Origin of the sequence: Blautia sp. MSK18_10, assembly GCF_020553185.1 — a bacterium.
GTDB lineage: Bacteria > Bacillota > Clostridia > Lachnospirales > Lachnospiraceae > Blautia_A > Blautia_A wexlerae.
In genome coordinates this window covers 23,021-41,647 of sequence record NZ_JAJCGT010000022.1, presented here as the reverse complement: position 1 = coordinate 41,647, position 18,627 = coordinate 23,021, and the positions used below count along the sequence as shown (strand labels likewise).

The 18,627-nt window shown below is 36.7% G+C and carries 24 protein-coding genes and 1 pseudogene; 7 read left to right on the top strand and 18 right to left on the bottom strand.

Going from position 1 to position 18,627, the window contains the following annotated elements; genetic code table 11:
- Positions 1 to 87: 87 nt before the first annotated feature.
- From LI074_RS10375 to LI074_RS10350, 6 genes are all read right to left on the bottom strand, one after another.
- Complete coding sequence (locus tag LI074_RS10375; protein WP_173697952.1) at positions 88 to 987, bottom strand: NAD(P)/FAD-dependent oxidoreductase; 900 nt, start codon at positions 985 to 987, stop codon at positions 88 to 90.
- A gap of 324 nt (positions 988 to 1,311) precedes the next feature.
- Positions 1,312 to 1,581, bottom strand: coding sequence for a hypothetical protein (locus LI074_RS10370; protein WP_008705279.1), 270 nt, complete (start codon positions 1,579 to 1,581; stop codon positions 1,312 to 1,314).
- A 120-nt stretch (positions 1,582 to 1,701) separates the two neighbouring features.
- The gene (locus LI074_RS10365; RefSeq protein ID WP_055054154.1) at positions 1,702 to 2,013 is read right to left on the bottom strand and encodes an EAL domain-containing protein; all 312 of its coding nucleotides are present in this window, start codon (positions 2,011 to 2,013) and stop codon (positions 1,702 to 1,704) included.
- Positions 2,013 to 2,345, bottom strand: coding sequence for a transporter substrate-binding domain-containing protein (locus tag LI074_RS10360; RefSeq protein WP_055054153.1), 333 nt, complete (start codon positions 2,343 to 2,345; stop codon positions 2,013 to 2,015). The genes LI074_RS10365 and LI074_RS10360 overlap by 1 nt, the downstream gene beginning before the upstream one ends.
- 82 nt (positions 2,346 to 2,427) lie before the next feature.
- Positions 2,428 to 2,679: a hypothetical protein gene (locus tag LI074_RS10355; RefSeq protein ID WP_330380698.1), complete on the bottom strand. Its 252-nt coding sequence runs from the start codon at positions 2,677 to 2,679 to the stop codon at positions 2,428 to 2,430.
- 98 nt (positions 2,680 to 2,777) lie between these two features.
- On the bottom strand, positions 2,778 to 3,551 hold the full coding sequence (locus tag LI074_RS10350; protein ID WP_118593373.1) for a NifB/NifX family molybdenum-iron cluster-binding protein: 774 nt from the start codon (positions 3,549 to 3,551) through the stop codon (positions 2,778 to 2,780).
- Between the two features lie 93 nt (positions 3,552 to 3,644).
- On the opposite strand from LI074_RS10350, the gene LI074_RS10345 reads away from it, so the two are divergent.
- Complete coding sequence (locus LI074_RS10345; protein ID WP_055151667.1) at positions 3,645 to 4,328, top strand: Crp/Fnr family transcriptional regulator; 684 nt, start codon at positions 3,645 to 3,647, stop codon at positions 4,326 to 4,328.
- A 118-nt stretch (positions 4,329 to 4,446) separates the two neighbouring features.
- On the opposite strand, the gene LI074_RS10340 is transcribed toward LI074_RS10345, so the two are convergent.
- From LI074_RS10340 to LI074_RS10325, 4 genes are all read right to left on the bottom strand, one after another.
- On the bottom strand, positions 4,447 to 6,138 hold the full coding sequence (locus LI074_RS10340; RefSeq protein WP_118593371.1) for an FAD-dependent oxidoreductase: 1,692 nt from the start codon (positions 6,136 to 6,138) through the stop codon (positions 4,447 to 4,449).
- Positions 6,139 to 6,160: 22 nt separating this feature from the next.
- Entirely contained in the window at positions 6,161 to 6,466 is a 306-nt protein-coding gene (trxA, locus tag LI074_RS10335) for a thioredoxin (RefSeq protein ID WP_118593370.1), read from the bottom strand.
- 471 nt (positions 6,467 to 6,937) lie between these two features.
- A complete protein-coding gene (locus tag LI074_RS10330; protein WP_055057805.1) occupies positions 6,938 to 7,834 on the bottom strand; it encodes a helix-turn-helix domain-containing protein in 897 nt (298 codons plus the stop codon).
- Positions 7,835 to 8,263: 429 nt separating this feature from the next.
- Positions 8,264 to 8,443 (bottom strand): hypothetical protein, encoded by a 180-nt coding sequence (locus LI074_RS10325; protein ID WP_008705291.1) that lies wholly within the window; start codon positions 8,441 to 8,443, stop codon positions 8,264 to 8,266.
- Between the two features lie 297 nt (positions 8,444 to 8,740).
- On the opposite strand from LI074_RS10325, the gene LI074_RS10320 reads away from it, so the two are divergent.
- From LI074_RS10320 to LI074_RS10305, 4 genes are read left to right on the top strand one after another with little or no spacing between them, the layout of a single operon-like run.
- Entirely contained in the window at positions 8,741 to 9,070 is a 330-nt protein-coding gene (locus LI074_RS10320; protein WP_005608366.1) for a DUF6442 family protein, read from the top strand.
- Positions 9,067 to 9,273, top strand: coding sequence for a helix-turn-helix transcriptional regulator (locus tag LI074_RS10315; protein WP_003865061.1), 207 nt, complete (start codon positions 9,067 to 9,069; stop codon positions 9,271 to 9,273). Before LI074_RS10320 ends, LI074_RS10315 begins: the two co-directional genes overlap by 4 nt.
- A gap of 9 nt (positions 9,274 to 9,282) precedes the next feature.
- The gene (locus LI074_RS10310; protein WP_161234091.1) at positions 9,283 to 9,585 is read left to right on the top strand and encodes a hypothetical protein; all 303 of its coding nucleotides are present in this window, start codon (positions 9,283 to 9,285) and stop codon (positions 9,583 to 9,585) included.
- Between the two features lie 19 nt (positions 9,586 to 9,604).
- Complete coding sequence (locus LI074_RS10305) at positions 9,605 to 10,402, top strand: YhfC family intramembrane metalloprotease (protein ID WP_161293065.1); 798 nt, start codon at positions 9,605 to 9,607, stop codon at positions 10,400 to 10,402.
- 177 nt (positions 10,403 to 10,579) lie between these two features.
- Here LI074_RS10305 and LI074_RS10300 read toward each other — a convergent pair whose 3' ends face one another.
- The 3 genes from LI074_RS10300 to LI074_RS10290 all read right to left on the bottom strand — a co-directional run bounded on the left by LI074_RS10300 (position 10,580) and on the right by LI074_RS10290 (position 12,155).
- Positions 10,580 to 11,050 carry a hypothetical protein gene (locus LI074_RS10300; RefSeq protein ID WP_144136853.1) on the bottom strand — a complete coding sequence of 157 codons (471 nt, stop codon included), beginning with the start codon at positions 11,048 to 11,050 and terminating at the stop codon, positions 10,580 to 10,582.
- Between the two features lie 84 nt (positions 11,051 to 11,134).
- Positions 11,135 to 11,344: a hypothetical protein gene (locus LI074_RS10295; protein ID WP_173697953.1), complete on the bottom strand. Its 210-nt coding sequence runs from the start codon at positions 11,342 to 11,344 to the stop codon at positions 11,135 to 11,137.
- Positions 11,345 to 11,399: 55 nt separating this feature from the next.
- Positions 11,400 to 12,155 (bottom strand): 8-oxo-dGTP diphosphatase, encoded by a 756-nt coding sequence (locus LI074_RS10290; RefSeq protein WP_025581238.1) that lies wholly within the window; start codon positions 12,153 to 12,155, stop codon positions 11,400 to 11,402.
- A gap of 285 nt (positions 12,156 to 12,440) precedes the next feature.
- On the opposite strand from LI074_RS10290, the gene LI074_RS10285 reads away from it, so the two are divergent.
- Together LI074_RS10285 and LI074_RS10280 are read left to right on the top strand one after the other, a co-directional pair.
- Positions 12,441 to 12,764 (top strand): plasmid mobilization protein, encoded by a 324-nt coding sequence (locus tag LI074_RS10285; RefSeq protein ID WP_025581237.1) that lies wholly within the window; start codon positions 12,441 to 12,443, stop codon positions 12,762 to 12,764.
- A pseudogene (locus LI074_RS10280) lies at positions 12,731 to 12,874 on the top strand (relaxase/mobilization nuclease domain-containing protein); the annotation flags it as partial. The gene LI074_RS10285 and the pseudogene LI074_RS10280, both read left to right, overlap by 34 nt.
- A gap of 324 nt (positions 12,875 to 13,198) precedes the next feature.
- On the opposite strand, the gene LI074_RS10275 reads toward LI074_RS10280, so the two are convergent.
- The 5 genes from LI074_RS10275 to LI074_RS10255 form a co-directional block, all read right to left on the bottom strand.
- A complete protein-coding gene (locus tag LI074_RS10275; RefSeq protein ID WP_025581235.1) occupies positions 13,199 to 13,498 on the bottom strand; it encodes a type II toxin-antitoxin system RelE/ParE family toxin in 300 nt (99 codons plus the stop codon).
- A 1-nt stretch (position 13,499) separates the two neighbouring features.
- Positions 13,500 to 13,748 (bottom strand): type II toxin-antitoxin system prevent-host-death family antitoxin, encoded by a 249-nt coding sequence (locus tag LI074_RS10270; RefSeq protein WP_025580702.1) that lies wholly within the window; start codon positions 13,746 to 13,748, stop codon positions 13,500 to 13,502.
- Between the two features lie 245 nt (positions 13,749 to 13,993).
- Positions 13,994 to 15,097, bottom strand: coding sequence for a hypothetical protein (locus LI074_RS10265; protein WP_025580700.1), 1,104 nt, complete (start codon positions 15,095 to 15,097; stop codon positions 13,994 to 13,996).
- 42 nt (positions 15,098 to 15,139) lie between these two features.
- A complete protein-coding gene (locus LI074_RS10260) occupies positions 15,140 to 17,671 on the bottom strand; it encodes a DEAD/DEAH box helicase (RefSeq protein ID WP_025580699.1) in 2,532 nt (843 codons plus the stop codon).
- Positions 17,672 to 17,693: 22 nt separating this feature from the next.
- A complete protein-coding gene (locus tag LI074_RS10255; RefSeq protein WP_025580697.1) occupies positions 17,694 to 18,608 on the bottom strand; it encodes a HamA C-terminal domain-containing protein in 915 nt (304 codons plus the stop codon).
- Positions 18,609 to 18,627: the final 19 nt, after the last annotated feature.

The following is an 18,627-nucleotide window of genomic DNA, read 5'->3' as shown; positions in this document are numbered from 1 at the left end:
AGCGTTTTTTCAAATATTTTTCCAGATCTGCGGCTGTCCGGTATCCTTACAGCCGGTTGAATTATCGTAATACTCTCTCAGTTTCTTCTATTTCAGATATTCTGCCACTGCGGTTGCTGCATTGGCACCATCCGAAACCGCAGTTACCACCTGACGCAGTTTCTTTGTTCTTGCATCTCCTGCCACATACAGCCCTTCCAGAGCGGTTTCTCCTGTCTCCCCTGCTCTGACGTAACCTGAATCATCCAGTACTGCAAATTTTTTCAGAAGATCTGTCTGTGGTACTGCTCCGTAAGCAACAAATACACCGTTCACATCTATCACAGCTGCATCTTCCAGAACTACTCCGGTTACTTTCTGCTCTCCGATGATCTCTTTTACCTGATGCTCCAGTACGAAGATAACGTTTTCCTTCTCTCTCAGTTTCGCCACTGTAACAGCGGCTCCTCGGAATTCCTTTCTCCTGTGGATCACATATACTTTCTCTGCCACATCCGCCAGGTAAACAGCATCATCAAGTGCTGTATCTCCACCACCAAGAACTGCGACTGATTTACCTCTGTAAAATGATCCGTCACAGATTGCACAGTAAGAGACACCCTTTCCTGCATATTCCTGTTCTCCCGGAATATTCGCTCTTCGCGGTATGGCTCCCGCCGCATAGATTACGGTTTTCGCTTCCACCTGCGAACCATCTGCAAATACAAGTTCAAAATCTGATGAAGCTTCTTTCTTTATCTCTGTTACTTCCTGTTCCATGAAGGATACCCCAAGCTTCACTGCATGTTCCCGGAAGTTCTCACCCAGATCATAACCGCTGATGCCCGGAAATCCCGGATAGTTATCTACCTGTCCGCTTTCTGCGATCTGTCCGGTTCCTTCATATTCTTTTTCTATCACTACGGCTGACAGATTAGCCCTCTTTGCATAGATTGCCGCACTCAAACCCGCCGGACCGCTTCCAATGATACCTACATCATATTTCATATCGTCAGTTCCTTTACACCTATTATTCCTATCGAATTAGTATGTTTTATAACAAACATAATAACACCGATAATTTCCTCTGTCAATAAATAAGATTATAAAAATTTTTTAGGATTCGTTATGGACTCAGGTTATAGCAGTCCTTGCCAAATCAACTTGTCGGCTAGTACAGCGAAAATTAAGTTTCTGCTATATTGACGCAGGATGATTTCTTCATCTGCAAGGCGGAGGAATGAGGCGTAGCGGTGGCTACGGCGATTGACGACAACGCCGCAGACGAAAAATCAGACAAGTCAATATAGCAGTTACTTAATATTCGCTGTACTAGATCCAGCTGTAATCTCCGCCGGTCAGAGCAAGGCTCAGAAGTGTGTCCATCTTCTCTACCTCTTCTTCACCCTCAATCTTCTGGATCAGTTCTGCTGTATCCAGCACATCCTCCAGTGACTCGTCCGGACCGATCTCATAGTCGATTTCAGCCTCACAGTCCGGGCATGGAATCCTCTTCATCGTCTGCATAGACAGAAAACGGTTGCCGCATTTTTTACATTCATAATATCCGCACTCTTTCGTGCCGTCTGGTACATAATACATCTTTTAATTTTCTCCTTTTTTTGTTTATATGATTAGTTTTTATATGATTGGTCTTCTGATGACAAAGAGCTGCCGGTTTTGATGATTCCCGGACAGCCCTTTATTCAACCTTCTGTACATCTAATTTTCTGCTTTTTCTTTTCTGAGCAGCTCTGTATATTCTGCTTCCCTCATAGGTCTGGCATAGAAATATCCCTGAGCCTTGTTACAGCCGAACCCCTGAAGCATTACCTTCTGCTGTTCGGTCTCCACACCTTCCGCAATAATGGAAAGCTTCATATGATTTCCCATAGTAATGATCATGTGCAGGATTTCTTCTGCTCTTCCATAAGGATCTGCTGCACTTAAGAAACGCATATCCAGTTTGATCTCATCAACAGGAGCTTCTTTCAGCATATTCAGGGAAGAATATCCACTTCCAAAATCATCCATCAGAATACGGAATCCTCCCTGGCCTCTGTTTTCTGCGCATTGCAGATCAGGTCTACCTTTCCGGATTTCAGATCTGCCAGCTGATTTTCCCATGATTCATTGATATATTCATATCTCCAGCCGGTATACTGAGATATTTTATTCAGATATTCCACTCCATATCCCTTGTATACTCCACTGCTGCTTTTATTAATAAAGTCTGCGTCCTCACGATACGCCACCCGTATTATCTTTGTCCCGCCGTACGACTGTGCCTGAACCGGAACGATCACTCCCAGAAGCAAGGTAAACAGCAGAACGAACAACATTACATTTCTCTTCTTACCACTCATCTATCGTACCTCTCTCTTGAGTGATTATAACATAATATTCTCCAAAAAGATATCTTTATAATGCTCGCTCAAACATTTCCCCTTACAGAATCCAGGTGTTACTTTTTAATCCCATTTCCACCACAGACAATCGAATACAAACTAAAAACAAAATTTCCCTGATTGCTTCCGGCGGTAGCTCATATTTCTCTTTTCGCACCAATCCATCAATCGTTGCTCCGAGTCGAATATTTCTCAATACAAAATCTACAGCTTCTTTGATTTGTGTGTAGATTGGTCCTGTAAATTCTCTCTTATCAAGAAATACTGCACGATCTGTTCCTTTAAAATACAATCTGTCTTTCTGTAAAATAACACAAAAAGGATGTGCTGCGGTAACTTCTCCATTGCCTTGACACATCCTTTCGTATTATTATTTTTTTGCTATTCTTCTTAATGACAGCTATGGCTTCCACATCCATGCTCACCACATGTATGTCCTTCCCCGTGGCTGTGCTCGTGATGAGAACACTTCACATCCGGATTATAATCCAGTGTTTTATTAATAAAAGCTTCCACCGCTTTATCTGCATCTCCGGAAACTCCTCCAAACAGCTTAATGCCAGCTGCCGCTAATGCTGTCTGCGCGCCGCCTCCGATTCCGCCACAGATCAAAACATCTGCGTTCAATGCATTAAGAACTCCCGCCAATGCACCATGTCCGCTTCCATTGGTATCTACTACCTCTGAATGTACCACTTTCCCTTCTTCTACATCATAAATCTTAAATGTCTCTGTGTGTCCAAAGTGCTGGAAAATCTGTCCATTTTCATATGTTACTGCTATTCTCATGATACCTTCTCCTTTTTCTGCTGCATATTTTTTGTAAATTTCCTGTTTGTAACAGCCTCCAAAGCTACAGTTGCTGCTCTGACCGTCACAAATTCTGAAATCTCCACCCTCGATTCTAAGTGGATGTCCATCAATGAGTGCATCTGCTATTTTCTTCCTGGCAATCTCATAAATTCGTTGAACCGTTGTTCTTGCGATCTGCATAGATACTGCACACTGCTCCTGACTATAACCTTTCTTGTCCAAAAGACGAATTGTCTCATATTCATCCACTGTCAGAACAATGGGTGCTTTTTTCTCCGTATCATCTGCCGGAAGGAATTCTAAAACATTGGGAAAATGGCAGACTTTTCTGCATTTTACTGGTCTCGGCATAAACTGCTCCTTTCTTGCTTTTCTTATATAATAGCCCTATAAAAGGCATATGTCAATTATGCAATTGACGCATCTAAAAAAAGCAAGTATACTATGTTCGTAAAGGAGATAACTGTTATGAACTTCGAAAATTATTTTCCACTATGGAATGACTTAAATATAGCACAGAAAAAAATAATTTCAGACAATTTAATCACACGGGATGTAAAAAAAGGAACGATCATTCACAACGGAAACCTGGATTGTACTGGACTATTACTGGTTAAATCCGGGCAGCTTCGAACCTACATACTTTCAGATGAAGGACGGGAGATTACACTTTACCGTCTGTTCGATATGGATATATGTCTTTTATCCGCCTCATGTATCATACGCTCCATTCAATTTGAAGTAACCATTGAAGCAGAGAAAGATACTGATCTTTGGATCATCCCTGCTGAGATCTATAAGGACATCATGAAGGAATCTGCTCCCGTTGCAAACTATACCAATGAGTTAATGGCTACCCGTTTTTCTGATGTCATGTGGCTGATTGAACAAATCATGTGGAAGAGTTTAGATAAGCGTGTTGCTTCATTTCTTTTAGAAGAGACCTCTATCGAAGGAACAAATGAATTGAAAATCACTCATGAGACGATTGCTAATCATCTTGGTTCCCACAGGGAAGTTATCACTCGAATGCTTCGATACTTTCAAGGCGAAGGACTCGTCAAACTCTCCCGCGGCAAAATCACAATTCTGGATTCGAAAAGACTGGAAACACTACAAAAATCATAAAACTGTTTTTCTATAATATCTAAAGAATCCTCCATTTATCAGAATTATGAAAGTCATTCTAATAAATGGGGGATCTTTTTATGCTACGAGAAAATTATAAAAATATTGTGATTATTTTTTAATAATCCATACCACATGCATATGCCCTTTCTATCAGCGCACGGTCATTAACCACTGTATCATAGAAGCGGAATCCACCGGAAAAATTGTATGTTTCATAACCGTTTCCTTCCAGAATACGGCTGGCAATGTAACTGCGCAGACCACTTTGGCATATCAGATACACAGGCTTTCCTTTCTCAATTTCACTAATTCGTTCCCTTAGTTCATCTACAGGAATATTGTTGAATCCCTTCATATGCCCCCTGTTAAATTCACCTACAGTCCTCACATCCAGCAACACCACATTTTTATCTTTAGAAATCTTATCCATATCTTCCAAATGCCATTGTTTTAAGGTACCTTTTGCTATATTGTCTATCATGAATCCGGCCATATTTACAGGATCCTTGGCAGAGGAATAAGGAGGTGCATATGCGAGATCCAGATCTTTCAGCTGGGTTGCCTTCAGCCCTGCATGGATTGCTGTTGCCAGCACATCAATACGTTTATCAACTCCTTCATATCCAATAATCTGAGCGCCAAGCAAACGATAAGTCTCTTTTTCAAAAACCACCTTCATGGTCATCACTTTTCCACCAGGATAGTAACCGGCATGACTCATAGGAGAAAGAATTACTGTATCTACCTCTAATCCTGACTTTTTGGCATTGGTTTCATTGATACCTGTAGTGGCTGCTGTCATATCAAACACTTTGATAACGGAGCTTCCCTGACTTCCTAAATAATGGCTATCACCACCACAAATATTATCAGCAATGATCCTTCCCTGCTTATTGGCTGGACCAGCCAAAGAAATCAGCGCATCATCACCCGTAACATAATGTTTTACCTGAACTGCATCACCTGCTGCATAAATATCCGGTACAGAAGTTTCCATCCTGTCATTCACTACGATACTTCCCTTGATGCCAAGCTCCAGACCGGCTTCTTTTGCTAATGCTGTGTCTGGTGTAACGCCGATTGCCAGCACCACCATATCAGCCTGAAGGGACGGATTATCTTTTAATAGAACCTCTACTCCATTGTCCTTTTCTCTAAATCCTTCTACCGTATAACCCAGTACCAATTTTATCCCGTGCTTTCTCATTTCATTATGGATCATGGATGCCATATCCGAATCAAAAGGATTCATCAGCTGCTTAGGCCGTTGAACAATTGTAACATCCATGCCAAGCTCTCTCAAATTTTCTGCCAGTTCCAGACCAATAAAGCCACCACCTGCCAATATAGCCGATTTTGGATGGTTCTTATTTATATATTCCTTTATATGAAAAGTGTCTTCTACTGTACGAAGTGTAAAAAGTTTATCAATACCAACTCCAGGAAGTCTCGGCTGTGTTGGCTTTGCACCTGGAGAAAGGATCAGCTTATCATAGTTTTCTTCAAATATCTCACCATTCTCCAAATTTTTCACTGAAACAGTTTTACGATCCGGATGTATGGAGATAACTTCATGATGAATTTTCATATTAATGCGAAAGCGTTTAAAAAAGCTCTCTGGTGTCTGTAATGTAAGTTCTTCCGGGTCTGTGATCACGTCTCCAATATAATATGGAAGCCCACAATTCGCATAGGATATGTATCCGGATCTTTCAAACACAATAATTTCTGCGTGTTCATCCAGTCTGCGTATTCTTGCTGCGGCTGTAGCTCCTCCTGCTACACCGCCTACGATTATTACCTTCATCTTATTTTTCCACCTTTCCTCATTAAAGCATTTCTAAAATCGCTTTCTTAGGTCTCGCCCCTGAAACCTGTTGTACAATCTTCCCATTCTTCATAACCACCAAAGTTGGGATACTCATAATACTAAATTTACTTGCCAGTTCAGGCTGCTCATCCACATTGATCTTTCCAACTTTGATATCAGGGCGTTCACCTGCAATCTCCTCTATGACAGGAACCACCATACGACAGGGAGCGCACCAAGGCGCCCAAAAATCCAAAAGGACGGTTTTCTCGGAATCCATTATTTCATTCTGAAAATTATTTTTATTGATATTAATAGCAGACATTTTACAGTCCTCCTTGTTTTTTCTTTTGTGGCTTTATTATAACCTGAAATTCATTTGTTTTCTGTGATATCATCACATTATTATCGTGATTAATTTTTTATCAAAAAAACCTCCGCAAACATTACGTCTGCGAAGGTCTATTTCTCTCAGCATTTGACTAATCTTGGATTAATTTACTTCTCACTCCTGTAGATCTTTATCTATAATCTCCCAGTAACCATTCTTTGGAGAACCATGTCCTATGAGAATACCATATTCTTTTAACTTCTTAATATTGTTCTCAATATTTCGACTGACAATCCCGATTTTTTCAGCTAACTTAACCGCTGATAATTGATGATCTTAAAGCAACTTTATAATCTTTTGCTGTGTATCGTTAAGGTCTGTTCTCCACTCTACCTCCTTTCTTTTTCATTTGTCACCGGAAATGAATTACGGAACAGCTCTATCCGAAACATATTATCAAATCTATTACTTACAAAACTCAAATGCCACATAATACACATAATCATTTTTTGAAAGAAAATCTGTTTGGCTATTTATAAAATCGTCTAAAGTCGGAACACTCATTTCATCATTATCATAAACAAAGGCAATAAGTGGCTGCTGCTTATCGTATCTAATGTCTACGACATTTTTTATTTCAGTTGCTGTTCTGCCATAGTATTCTCTATTTTCTACATTTTCTAAAATAGGAATTTCTGTTGACAACCTACTACCACCTCCAGAAATAATTAACTTAATTACATAATTATCGAAATCAGGCACCATTACGATTTCACCACTTTTTGGCGAACCAATATCTTCAAATCCCATTTCAACTTTGTCCTGATCACTCAATTTTCCTGATTCGTATCGATAAATATGTAATCTGAGTTTTTTATATTCATCCGTTGTGATAAACTTATAGACAAATGCTCCATCCGGTCCAGCAAGCAGTTCTGCTGTCTGCATTTCTATGCTATCCTTTGCAACAGGAGAAATATAATTCTGTGGTTTTTTCAGACGGTATATGGTAAATCCGATTACTGATACCGCACAGATAGATATGACTAATAATATACATTTCATAACCTTTAGACATTTCTGTTTATCTATATTATCTCTGATCACTTCAATAATATTTGTTTCTGACTTCTGAATCATATTCTCTTGAGCTATATCTTCTCCAGCCAAAAACTCATTGAGGCTAATACCAAGAATTGAACAAAGTTCTTTATAAACAGATACATCCGGCAGGCAAACTCCTCGCTCCCATTTAGAAACAGACTTATCACTCATACCTAATTTTTCTGCCAGTTGCTTTTGTGTCATCCCCAATGACTTTCGCTTACCTGCAATATATTTTCCAATTTTGATAAGATCCATCCATCTACCTCCTTTTTTTATTAATCGTACTCTATTTTAGATGAAAAGCATACCCCTCGAAGGTAGAATATGACTTTTAAGTCTGTCTAGTTTGCCAGATAGAATACAAAGCTTATATGTCCTGTCCCTTCGCACACCCACTTTGCATTTTTTTAGCAAACTCACTTGTAAAAACTTCCTTTTCCGGCGCTTCCGGGATACTGCACTATTTTTCTTCCCTTTTCTTTCAGGACTGAAAAAGCCCTGCGTCAGGACGTTCCCTGATGCAAGGCTTCTAATTTTTTTCTCTATGTTTCTGTGTCTTTTTTTGATGTTTTCTCTGGTGCTCCGTATGGATCGGATTTTCTGATTCTTACAAAGGGGATTATCAAAAAAGTGCCAAAGAGGAGTGCTAAAAAATGAAGAAATAAACTCCAAAATAACTCCATTTTACTCTTTATTATTTTGTTGTTCTTCTCTTGCGTAAAGAATGTCCAACGCCTGGAATATTACATTACTCATAGTCTGATAATGTCTCTCTGCATAAGATACTAGCTTTTCTTTTTGCTCTGGTGACATCCTGATTCTCAGACTAGAATCTTTGCCGTCTAATGATGGTTTTCTAGGCATCTTTCTCTCCTTACATTTCATAGTTTAATATGAATTGATACAAGTGTTAATCTCGTTTTGTTAATATCACCCATTTCCCTTTTTGGCTACTTCCCTGCCTCTTCAGATAATTCATTTCCTTCAATTTGGTTCTATAATACTTCACACTAGCAAGATTCCAATCTAACGCATAATCCAAGTGGTAGAAAAGTTATCTCTTATATCGGTTGTAACTTTTTTATGAACTCTATTGACAAGAAAACCTGGTATGTGTATGATATAAAATATGCAAAGAAAACTTGGTATGGAGGTGTTTTTATGAAAAAGGACGAAATCTTAAATGCAAGCAGAAAAGAACATCGCAATAAGGACTTGGCTGAAATGGAAGTGGTATATCAAGCCGGAAGTCACGCAAGCAGAGTTGGTGCTTTAGTGTGTTGTTTGCTTTCGCTGTTATCTTCTGTGCTTGCTCATACTATGATTTACAGTCCGTGGGTTATATACTTCAGCATTATTGCAACACAATGGTTAGTTCGTTTTATCAAAATGAAGAGAAAGAGCGATTTGGTCTTGACTGTTCTGTTTTTTGTGCTTTCCATTTTGGCATTTGTTGGATTTGTTAGCCATCTTTTAGAGGTGAGAATATGAAAGAACAATTACAACTGAAAAATCACTTAAAGGAAGTTCGCACAGAAGCAAATCTTTCTCAAGCTCAGCTTGCAGAAATGGTAGGGGTATCAAGAAATACCATTAGTTCTATTGAAACAGGACAGTTTAATCCAACTGCAAAATTGGCTCTAATTCTTTGTATTGCATTGGACAAAAAATTTGAGGAACTATTCTATTTTTAGGAGGTCATTATGGAAAATATTATAATGTTGATTTTGGGAGTGTTCATATCTGTTGTGGGAATTGTAAATATCAAAGGCAATATCAGCACAATTCACTCTTATAACAGGCGAAAAGTAAAGGAAGAAGATATACCAAAGTATGGAAAAACAGTCGGCACAGGAACGCTGATTATAGGAATATCTCTTGTATTAGGTTTTATTATTTCGTTTTGGAGTGAAATAATTATAGATTATATCATTCTTCCAGCAGTTATTGTCGGATTAGGCTTTATATTGTATGGACAGTTCAAATACAATAAAGGAATTTTTTGAGAATCAGGGAGGTATAAAGATGGAATTGAACACAATATCAGGTCTGGCGATAGCGGGAGTTATCTGCTCCGTTGTCCTCTCGATGGGGGTACCGATTGCTTTGTTCATTGCAGGAAGGGTGAAGCTTAAGGCAAGGATTTCCTCGTTCTTTATCGGAGCAGGAACCTATCTGCTGTTTGCCATGCTGTTGGAACAGCAGCTGCATGTTCTTGTCATTCAGTTCTGCGGACTGAACGCACAGAGCAGGCCATGGCTTTACTATGTGTACGCGGCTTTGGCTGCAGCGGTTTTTGAAGAGACCGGAAGACTGATTGCCATGAAGTTCTGGATGAAGAAATGGCTGGATTTTCCAAATGCACTGATGTATGGAATCGGGCATGGCGGTGTGGAGGCCATTCTAATCGGAGGACTCTCCGGAATCAGCAATCTTGTGTCCATGCTGATGATCAACAGCGGAGCCATGCAGAATACGCTGGCGGCACTTCCTGCTGAGTCTGCAAACCAGATCGTGTCACAGCTGTCGGCCCTATGGACAACACCGGCACCACTCTTTTTTGTAAGCGGAATCGAAAGAATCAGTGCCATCATTCTGCATATCGGGTTGTCACTGCTGATCTACCGGGCGGTAAAGGCAGGCAAATGCAGGACAGCGGCTTTTACAGCGGTTCTTGCATATGGGATTCATTTTATCGTGGACTTCTTTGCCGTGGCAGGTCCGGCGCTTCTTCCCATCTATGTGATTGAAATTGGTGTCTTTGTGATGGCAGCCGGAACTCTTGTTATGGCGCTGAAGATGGGAAGGATGGAAGAACTGTGAATTCCAGTTTTCTGCTATCATAAAACAGAATATATCTGACAGAACGCACCGTAGAAATACAGTGTTTTTTGTGCCCTTTTTGATGATTGGATATTCAATTAACTTTATTTATTACCCCCTCCAATATCTAAAAAAAAGCTACTTCTGCAAGTCAACCTCACAGAAGTAGCTTTTTATTTATCCATTATTTTTATTTCTTTTCAAAACCATTTCATAAAAATCCAGAAACTCTTTTGTTATATAATATCCCTTACTTTCAACATCCAATGAGTCAAATGTATTATCATTTTCATCTACATCTCCAGACTCTGTTTCAAATTCTTCCTCAATGAATCCCGTTTGTTTAATATGTAAGAACACGTAATCAACTTCTCCTGGAGATACCTTTATTTGCTTTGAATATTCATTGCAAAACGATTCGTATTTGTTGCTATATGTTCTACCATTTATGTGTTTCGTTGATTTACCTCTTTTAGATGAATCTTCACAATATTTTTTGTATTCAACTAAATATTGTATTTCTCTATACGACATAGTATTCAATATGTGAATATATTCATCAAAAATACTACCATCTATATGTTTCCCCTGCAAATAACCATTTCGTATAAGATTTCCAAAATACTCAACTTTATCGGTCGTTGCCAACCTTTGCACTGCCTCTTTTGCTCGTGCAAAATTGATGATAAACTCTACATCATTTACCATTTCCGATGTTATAGAATGATCATCTTACAAAATAACATCTAACAATTCCTGTTCTTTCTTTTGCTGAAAATCATTTAATAACTTATTTATTGATGAATCAATTAAATCCCCCAAAACAGGGATTGCCTTTATAGATGCCAATAAAACTGATTCAACAACCGGATTTTCTTTAATATCCTTTATTTCATTTGCATTATATAAGGAATTTTTTGCCATTTCTAATTTTTCATTCATTATTGTTCTCCCATTTTCATCACAACAACTATTTTATCCCAAGTAGATACTTCGTTTAATATAAATCTCCAACATATCCATCTGCTTCCAGATGCATATAACACTCATTCACCTGCTCAGACTCCAAGATCTGTAAAACGTATTCCATACCTGTAGCCAATTCTTTGGTTTTTAATTCTTCCAGCGGAATCCAATACACCTGCCCTTCCTCCGAACTTGTCAATTCTCCGATAAATCTATCAGCTCTGTACAGCGTAATCACATAATGTACTCCACCCTTATGCCAATGATATAAACCGCAGAGCTTCGGTGTTTCAATCGTAAGACCTGTTTCTTCCCAAACTTCCCGGATCATAGATTTTTGAAATATCTCGTTCTGCTCCACATGACCACCTGGAAAAGTTGTCCCTGTATAGCTGTCATTCACTTTATCCAATGCCAGCACATTTCCTTTGTCATCTTGGATCATACACATATTCATAAAGCAAACCTTCTCAATCCGACTCTCTTCTTTTTCATTCAGAGATCTTCTGATACGTTTATTGATATCCGATCGTTTGGATTTGTAATGCTTGAATACCTCTCCATACGGAATCCAGATTTCTGCATCTTCAATTTTTTCATACACAATATCCACCACTTCTTCCAGATGTTTGTCGTTTGGGAAAGTGTATTTTTTCATATAATAATCCCTGGTTGCCTGGAACATCCATTCTGCAATCTTCTCTTTCTGCTTTAATTTCAACTGAGCATATTTCTTGTCAGTCTGCAGTAATTTTCCATCTATCATTTCATGGTTTTTCCGTGACATCGGTAAGACCTCTTTTCCTCTTTTCTCATTCAGATTTTACTATACCATAGAATCCTTCTTTCGTCATACCTCAGATCTGCGATGTCCTATTTTTCTTCTCTGAATACCTTATCTATAGAGGGTTCTTTTCAAAAGACTCTCTTCCAGCGGCTGTGCCACCGGTAAATAGCAAGGACAGGAAGTGTATATACACTTCCAAAAAAACCAGCAATTTAGGGAACCCTGCCCTAAATCAAAAACACAAAAGCCACTACTTTGAGCAACCAATGAAAGGAGAATCTATCTATGGCAAAGAGAAAAAGAAATATACAGATCTTGTTTTGTGTTTCCCCCGAAGAAAAGAAGCTGATTCGCAGAAAGATGATTGAATCAAAGACTAAAAACATGGGAGCTTATCTTCGTAAAATGGCAATTGACGGTTATATTGTCAATACAGACACTACTCCATTAAAAAAACAATACGAGGAAATGCATAAGATCGGTGTGAATATTAATCAGATTACGAAAAAAGTAAACAGTACCGGAGATCTGTATTCTGAAGAAACGCAGGAATTGAAAGAGATGGAGAAAGAATTTTGGCGTATCTTAAGATCTTCCCCATTAAAGTAACAGACAAGAAAACTCTGGACTATATTACGAATCCAGATAAAACAGATGAAAAACTGTTAGTTTCCAGTTTTGGCTGTTCCTCGGAAACTGCAGATCTTGAATTTTCTATGACAAGAGAAATGGAAAAAAGAATGGAATGGACAAAGGCGATAATAATCGAGACTGTGAGAAAAAGTCTCATTTGAACCGTAATATTCAATTCTTTTGTAACTTTTCTCTCAGAACGGCTGGAAACAGCTTATTTACTGCTTTTTCTTCGGGTGTGGACTTCTTTAAGGTTTCTTTTTGGAATACTCATAGTTTTTTATTCGAATTCGCAAATAAAATCTTGCCTCTATACATTTTTGTATAAGAATCATGGCTCTATCTGGTTTTATATGTGTTCCACTGTCCAAAGTCTACAGACTGTACTGAACGGTGTTATCAATTTGTTATCAATCAAAAACTCTCGTAATATCCTGATACCGATTGATGACACGATAGATATCTACATACTCGTTGCTTACCTTGTAGATAATCACATAATCTTCCCATATCGCATATTTATAGTCCGTCCGAAAGCTGACTCGTTTTGAGAGATCTGCACCCATCCCTGGAAACATCTGGAGATTCTCAAATTTGCCATAAATTTCCTTTATGGTCTTTGCTGCATAATCTTCGTTATCTTCAGCAATATAATCTCGAATGTTTTTCAAATCCTTTGCAACAACCGGATTGATCCGCAATTTTAACATCTTATTCCCCCACAAGTGCTTTCAGTTCGTCCAGATTCAGCCAACCTTCGCCATCTTTCACTGCTTCTTCAGCTTCCTGCAGCTTCAGGAGAAGCTTTTTCTCTGCACGATCACGCTCATAGTCTTCAATATCCATAACTACAAAACGTCCTCTACCATTCTTTGTTAGGTATACTGGTTCTCCTTTATGACAATTTTTCAGAACTTCATTATAATTTCTCAAATCAGACACTGGTAAAATATTTGCCATATTCCTTTAGCTCCTTCCTTTGATTTCGTATTATTTCTACTACTTATATTATACACAAAAAGCTGTAAAATTCAACGTAGATTTTTACAGCTTTATACTTTCATATATTCGGATATGGGGCACATTTTTATATAAATTACAATGATTATTTCGACCTACTGAATGGTTGTTGCCAAACTGTTGCCATAGGAACATTATAGTCTAGTGTCATGTGTATTGCAAGCTCTATATAATTCACCTATTGCTCAGTCTTTTATATTTTCTACAATTTCTTTTAGTTCTTTTACATCTGTAACATTAGTAATCAACCTTTGATATCTCATCATCTTTTTATTCATATATTTTAAATACCTAGTTATTCCATCCACTTGAGATATACAATGCGTCCACTTTATCATAAACTCCCGCTTTAATTCACTATTTGATTGAGTTAAATCTATTTTTATAAGTGCTGGCTTATTGCATTCATCCAATTCTATATGTCCAATATTATCGCTTAGAAGTAATTCCAAAATTCTTAACTGAACAAATGCTTTTCGATTATGTTTAGCATAGATTGTTATTCCATACGGAATATTCCATATTTCAGCTAAAAGTTTTTTTATTTGCTCTATTTCCGTTGTGTAATCTTCATATCTACTTATCAAATAAGAATCATTGGTGTGTTTTCTCGCCTCAATAAATCGAATATTTTGTTTAATAACACATGAATTATTATAGATTTTGACTCTAAGACAAAATAATATATCTTCAATTGCTTTTTGCCGATCAGCTACTTGTTTAACATTTGTTGCATCCTTCCCCCAAATAGCCTCTAATTGATAGGTTGCAATTTTTTTTCGTTCATACATTGCATATACCGCTAAGGAAACAAACACTATAAGCAATATGACATTTCCATTTTCAGAAATAAAACTTACCAAAGACTCTATAATTGCCCCAACATCTATTTCTTTCACCAAATTAATTATAGAATTTATCCGCAAAACTTTACGTTCATACAAAAATGTAATAACAAATACTAAATCTATTAAAACATTCCCGACTATTCCTCTTATAGCTAATAATGTCATTCCAATACATATTAAAAATTTCTCACCGATATTATAGGTATTATACCATTCTTTTCTCATTTGATAGTAATCCCAGCTTGTAGGTGCAAATGAAAATGTTGGCATTGTCTCTACAATCTTTGTTACATTGTAAGCAAAACTCTCTTTTGCTTGAGCCCACACATCAAATGTATATTTATTATGTTCTAATACCCATGTATAGAATTTCATATTTCGTATATTATTAAATATATATGTCATTGCAATAAAAATGATAGATTCTATAACATATATCATTTTGCATCATCTCCTTTAATCTTATATAAAACATACCTAAAATTAAATCAAAAAATCCAACTGCACCTGTATCCAATATGGTATGTTTTTATATTCTAATCGAATCTTTTCTCTTATTATCTGTTCTAACTCTAATCGATTCTTGACTTTAATTTCTTTTTCATCAAATATCTCTTTATACAGATACAATGCTGATTCCCTTGGAACTCCCATTTCAATCATGCATCTTTCTACTACACCAAAAGCTCCTACTTGCATGCACTTCAAAAAAGGACTCTCTGATTGTTTCATATCATAAAGAGGTTTTAGCAACAATGGTAAGTTGTACGAGATTGTATTTTGCAACAATTCTATAGTACTATCAATATTATCCGCGCCATCATCTCCCTCATATCTTGAGTTGTTCAATATTTCACAAAGTGCCTTTCCAGTAGCCCACTGTAATGATAAGCTAGACATTATACTACGCATCGTCTTCTTTCTATATGTTGAAGGTATATTTTTATTATACATTTCAGCCGTTACATCATTTTCCCTAAGAAAACGCATTGCCTTATCCAACTTACTTTTTGCACCTTTCTCCATCGGTGTATTAGGGAGTTTTCCATCATATTCATTATAAATATAATCCAATACAAGCGGATCCCAATACCTGTTTTTATAACAAATTTCTTTAGGAACGTCTATTGAATCGAGTTTTAATATAATTGCTGCAACCTGTTTTTGTGTAAGCTTTATTCCAACATTTTTCATACGACCACGCGATTCAGCACCATACTTCAAAACAGATTGTCTTATATATGAAATAATATATCCATATTTTTTCATAGTTGCATCTACTGGCGTATTATTATCTAATGCTTCCTCTATAAAATCTTTATATTCTTCAAACTTTTGTTCATAGCCTGAGGGAAGTTCCTTGGTAACATCTTCAAATAATTCAAGTTGCTCGTAGCCTTCCGAATCTATAAACTCATCCTCATCCATCACAAATGTTCGACCTATATAATCTTTTAACAATCTTCCTGCCCGACCTCGCAAATTAGCCATCTCATAATTCGTCAATTCAGAAGATTGCTTTTGTTTCTTAACATAAAGATGTGGGTTCCTAATAAAAACATTCTGAGCCGGCAAATTGACTCCTTGCAATAAGGTAGTCGTACACACAACCGTATTTATTTTTTTATCTGCTATAGCTTTTTCTAAGGTTCTTCTCACATGCATAGGTAACTTTCCATGGTGATACGCAACCCCTTTTTCCAATGTTTTACAAAGAGAATAATTTTCTCTAACCGTCATACCATAATACTCAATAAGTTCTCTTTCAATCCCGTTGCTTGTGTCACCTAAGGCCATTGCAATCTTTCTCGCGGAATCTGAAGTCGGTGAAAAAACTATATTTTGACAATTCTCACCTACTCCTTTTACTACATTGTTTAGATATGACAAATACCTATCCGTATACTGTTTTTTTCCATATCCCTCAATAATTTCTGCATTTTCAATTTCTAAAGTCAATGGTTCCTGCGTCAATGCACAATACTGTTTCAAGTAATATTTTTTATCAACTTTTTTTATACTATATGTTAAATTGAGTACCGGGCTAATATCCGTTGTATGATCTTTTGTTTCAATGCCAAAAATACTTTTACCAACTTTTTCAATTTCTTCTATTCTAGGTCCCGATATAATAATTTGTTCAACATTATCTTTATATCTAAATTCAATTAAAGTGTCATATAAAATTTTAGCTCTTTGATCCTTGTCCTCTCTTATTCTTTCAATATTTTGGATTTCATCTGCTACAAGTATCAATCTTTTTGTAAAGGCCTTCTCTGTATCAGAAAAAGCAGCTATGGCTTTTTCCTGTGTCATAATATAAATATTCTTTTTATTCGATAATTGTTGATCATCAAATGAATTTGAAATCCAATAATCTGTTACTCCAACTTTTTTCAATTCTCTATTAAAATCCTCAGTTACTTGATTTAATAAACTTAAAGTCGGAACAATATATACAATATCTATATTATCATTTATCAACCTATCTACAAGTTTCAAAAGAATAACAAAAGATTTCCCCGCTGATGTCGGTGCCGATATTCCCAATACCTTATCGTTATCCATACTATCCCATATCTGTTTTTGATAATCTGTAAGAAGATATTTTTGGTTAGCAACCATAATCTCATTTTTCGTTTGATTAATTGTCAGAGCAACCTCATCTATCCAACTATCTAATCCTGAAAAAGTTCCGTTCTCTTTATCGAAATCTTTATCACATATTATTGCAGAAGTAGGATATCCGATACGTGATAAGATTTTAATAACGAATTTTCTTAAATCAAATTTAGTATGATCAACATGCTCCCACATTAAACCGATAACAGTAATAATATAATTAACCGATGGTTTTTTAACTACAATAGATTCATAATCAAGACACCGAATTGTATCCATAAGTAACTCTAAATTTACATCACAACTTTTGTTTGACAGTCCCATTTTTTTAGCAATATTAACCAGATCAATTTCAAGCCATTTATAAAGAACTTGCTTCATTTTCTCTTCCATAGATCATGTACCTCATTTTGAATCATATCATCTTTTGGAATTCTTCAACCAAACCTTTCAAATCCCATACAGGAAAAACAATATATGTTATCCGCCTCAGTATAGGATTATTCTCAATATCAATTTTATTATTATCAAACAAATGATATCTTTCTGCAATTATCGTCTCTATTTGATTTTTAATCCCTGTCTCCGTATCAAATTCCAATTTTTTATTTTCATTATAGGTAATTATGCTAACTAAATGAACCTCAACATTTTCAAGTGTATTATTCAAGTAATCTTCTGCAACCTGATTCATCTCATTATCCAAAAAGTCCTCATGCACATAAAGATTTAACTCTCTCCTGTGCTCTTTATATGTATTAACAATACTATTTAATGCATCAGAAAATGCTGTGGCAAATTTGTAATTACTACTATATGTTTTTGCTTCTCCAAGGATTATAATATTTTTTGCATCCTGAATTTTATAATGAATTGCATCCGCACCAAATCTTTCATGTTCTGAAGATGTAGCTATCTTCATTTTTCTCAATAAAGGTGTTGCCTGCATAAATTTTTGTATAAAATGAAATAATAATAATTCTCCGAATTGCCCCTGGATTAACAATTCATCAGTATTATGGTCAGCTCTAAACTTCTGCCTTGCTTTTCTACCAACCTCCTGAGTTGCTGCAGCATCTGATTTTCCTTTATCCATTGCTTTTTGTTTCAACTCCGCAAACTTGTCGGAGCTATATATCCAGTCAACAATCGAATCTATCAGTTCCTCCAAAAAATCTTCACGTAACTCATTCAAATCTTGGAATTCAATATAAGCTCCCATGTGATTTTTGTCCTTTGGAATAATATCATAATTTTGTGTTATTACGTGTATATTTCTGAACAAGGCATCATTCTTAACAAGCCTCTTCAATATATCCTTCTCCTTCAATAATCCGCCTCCGCCACTT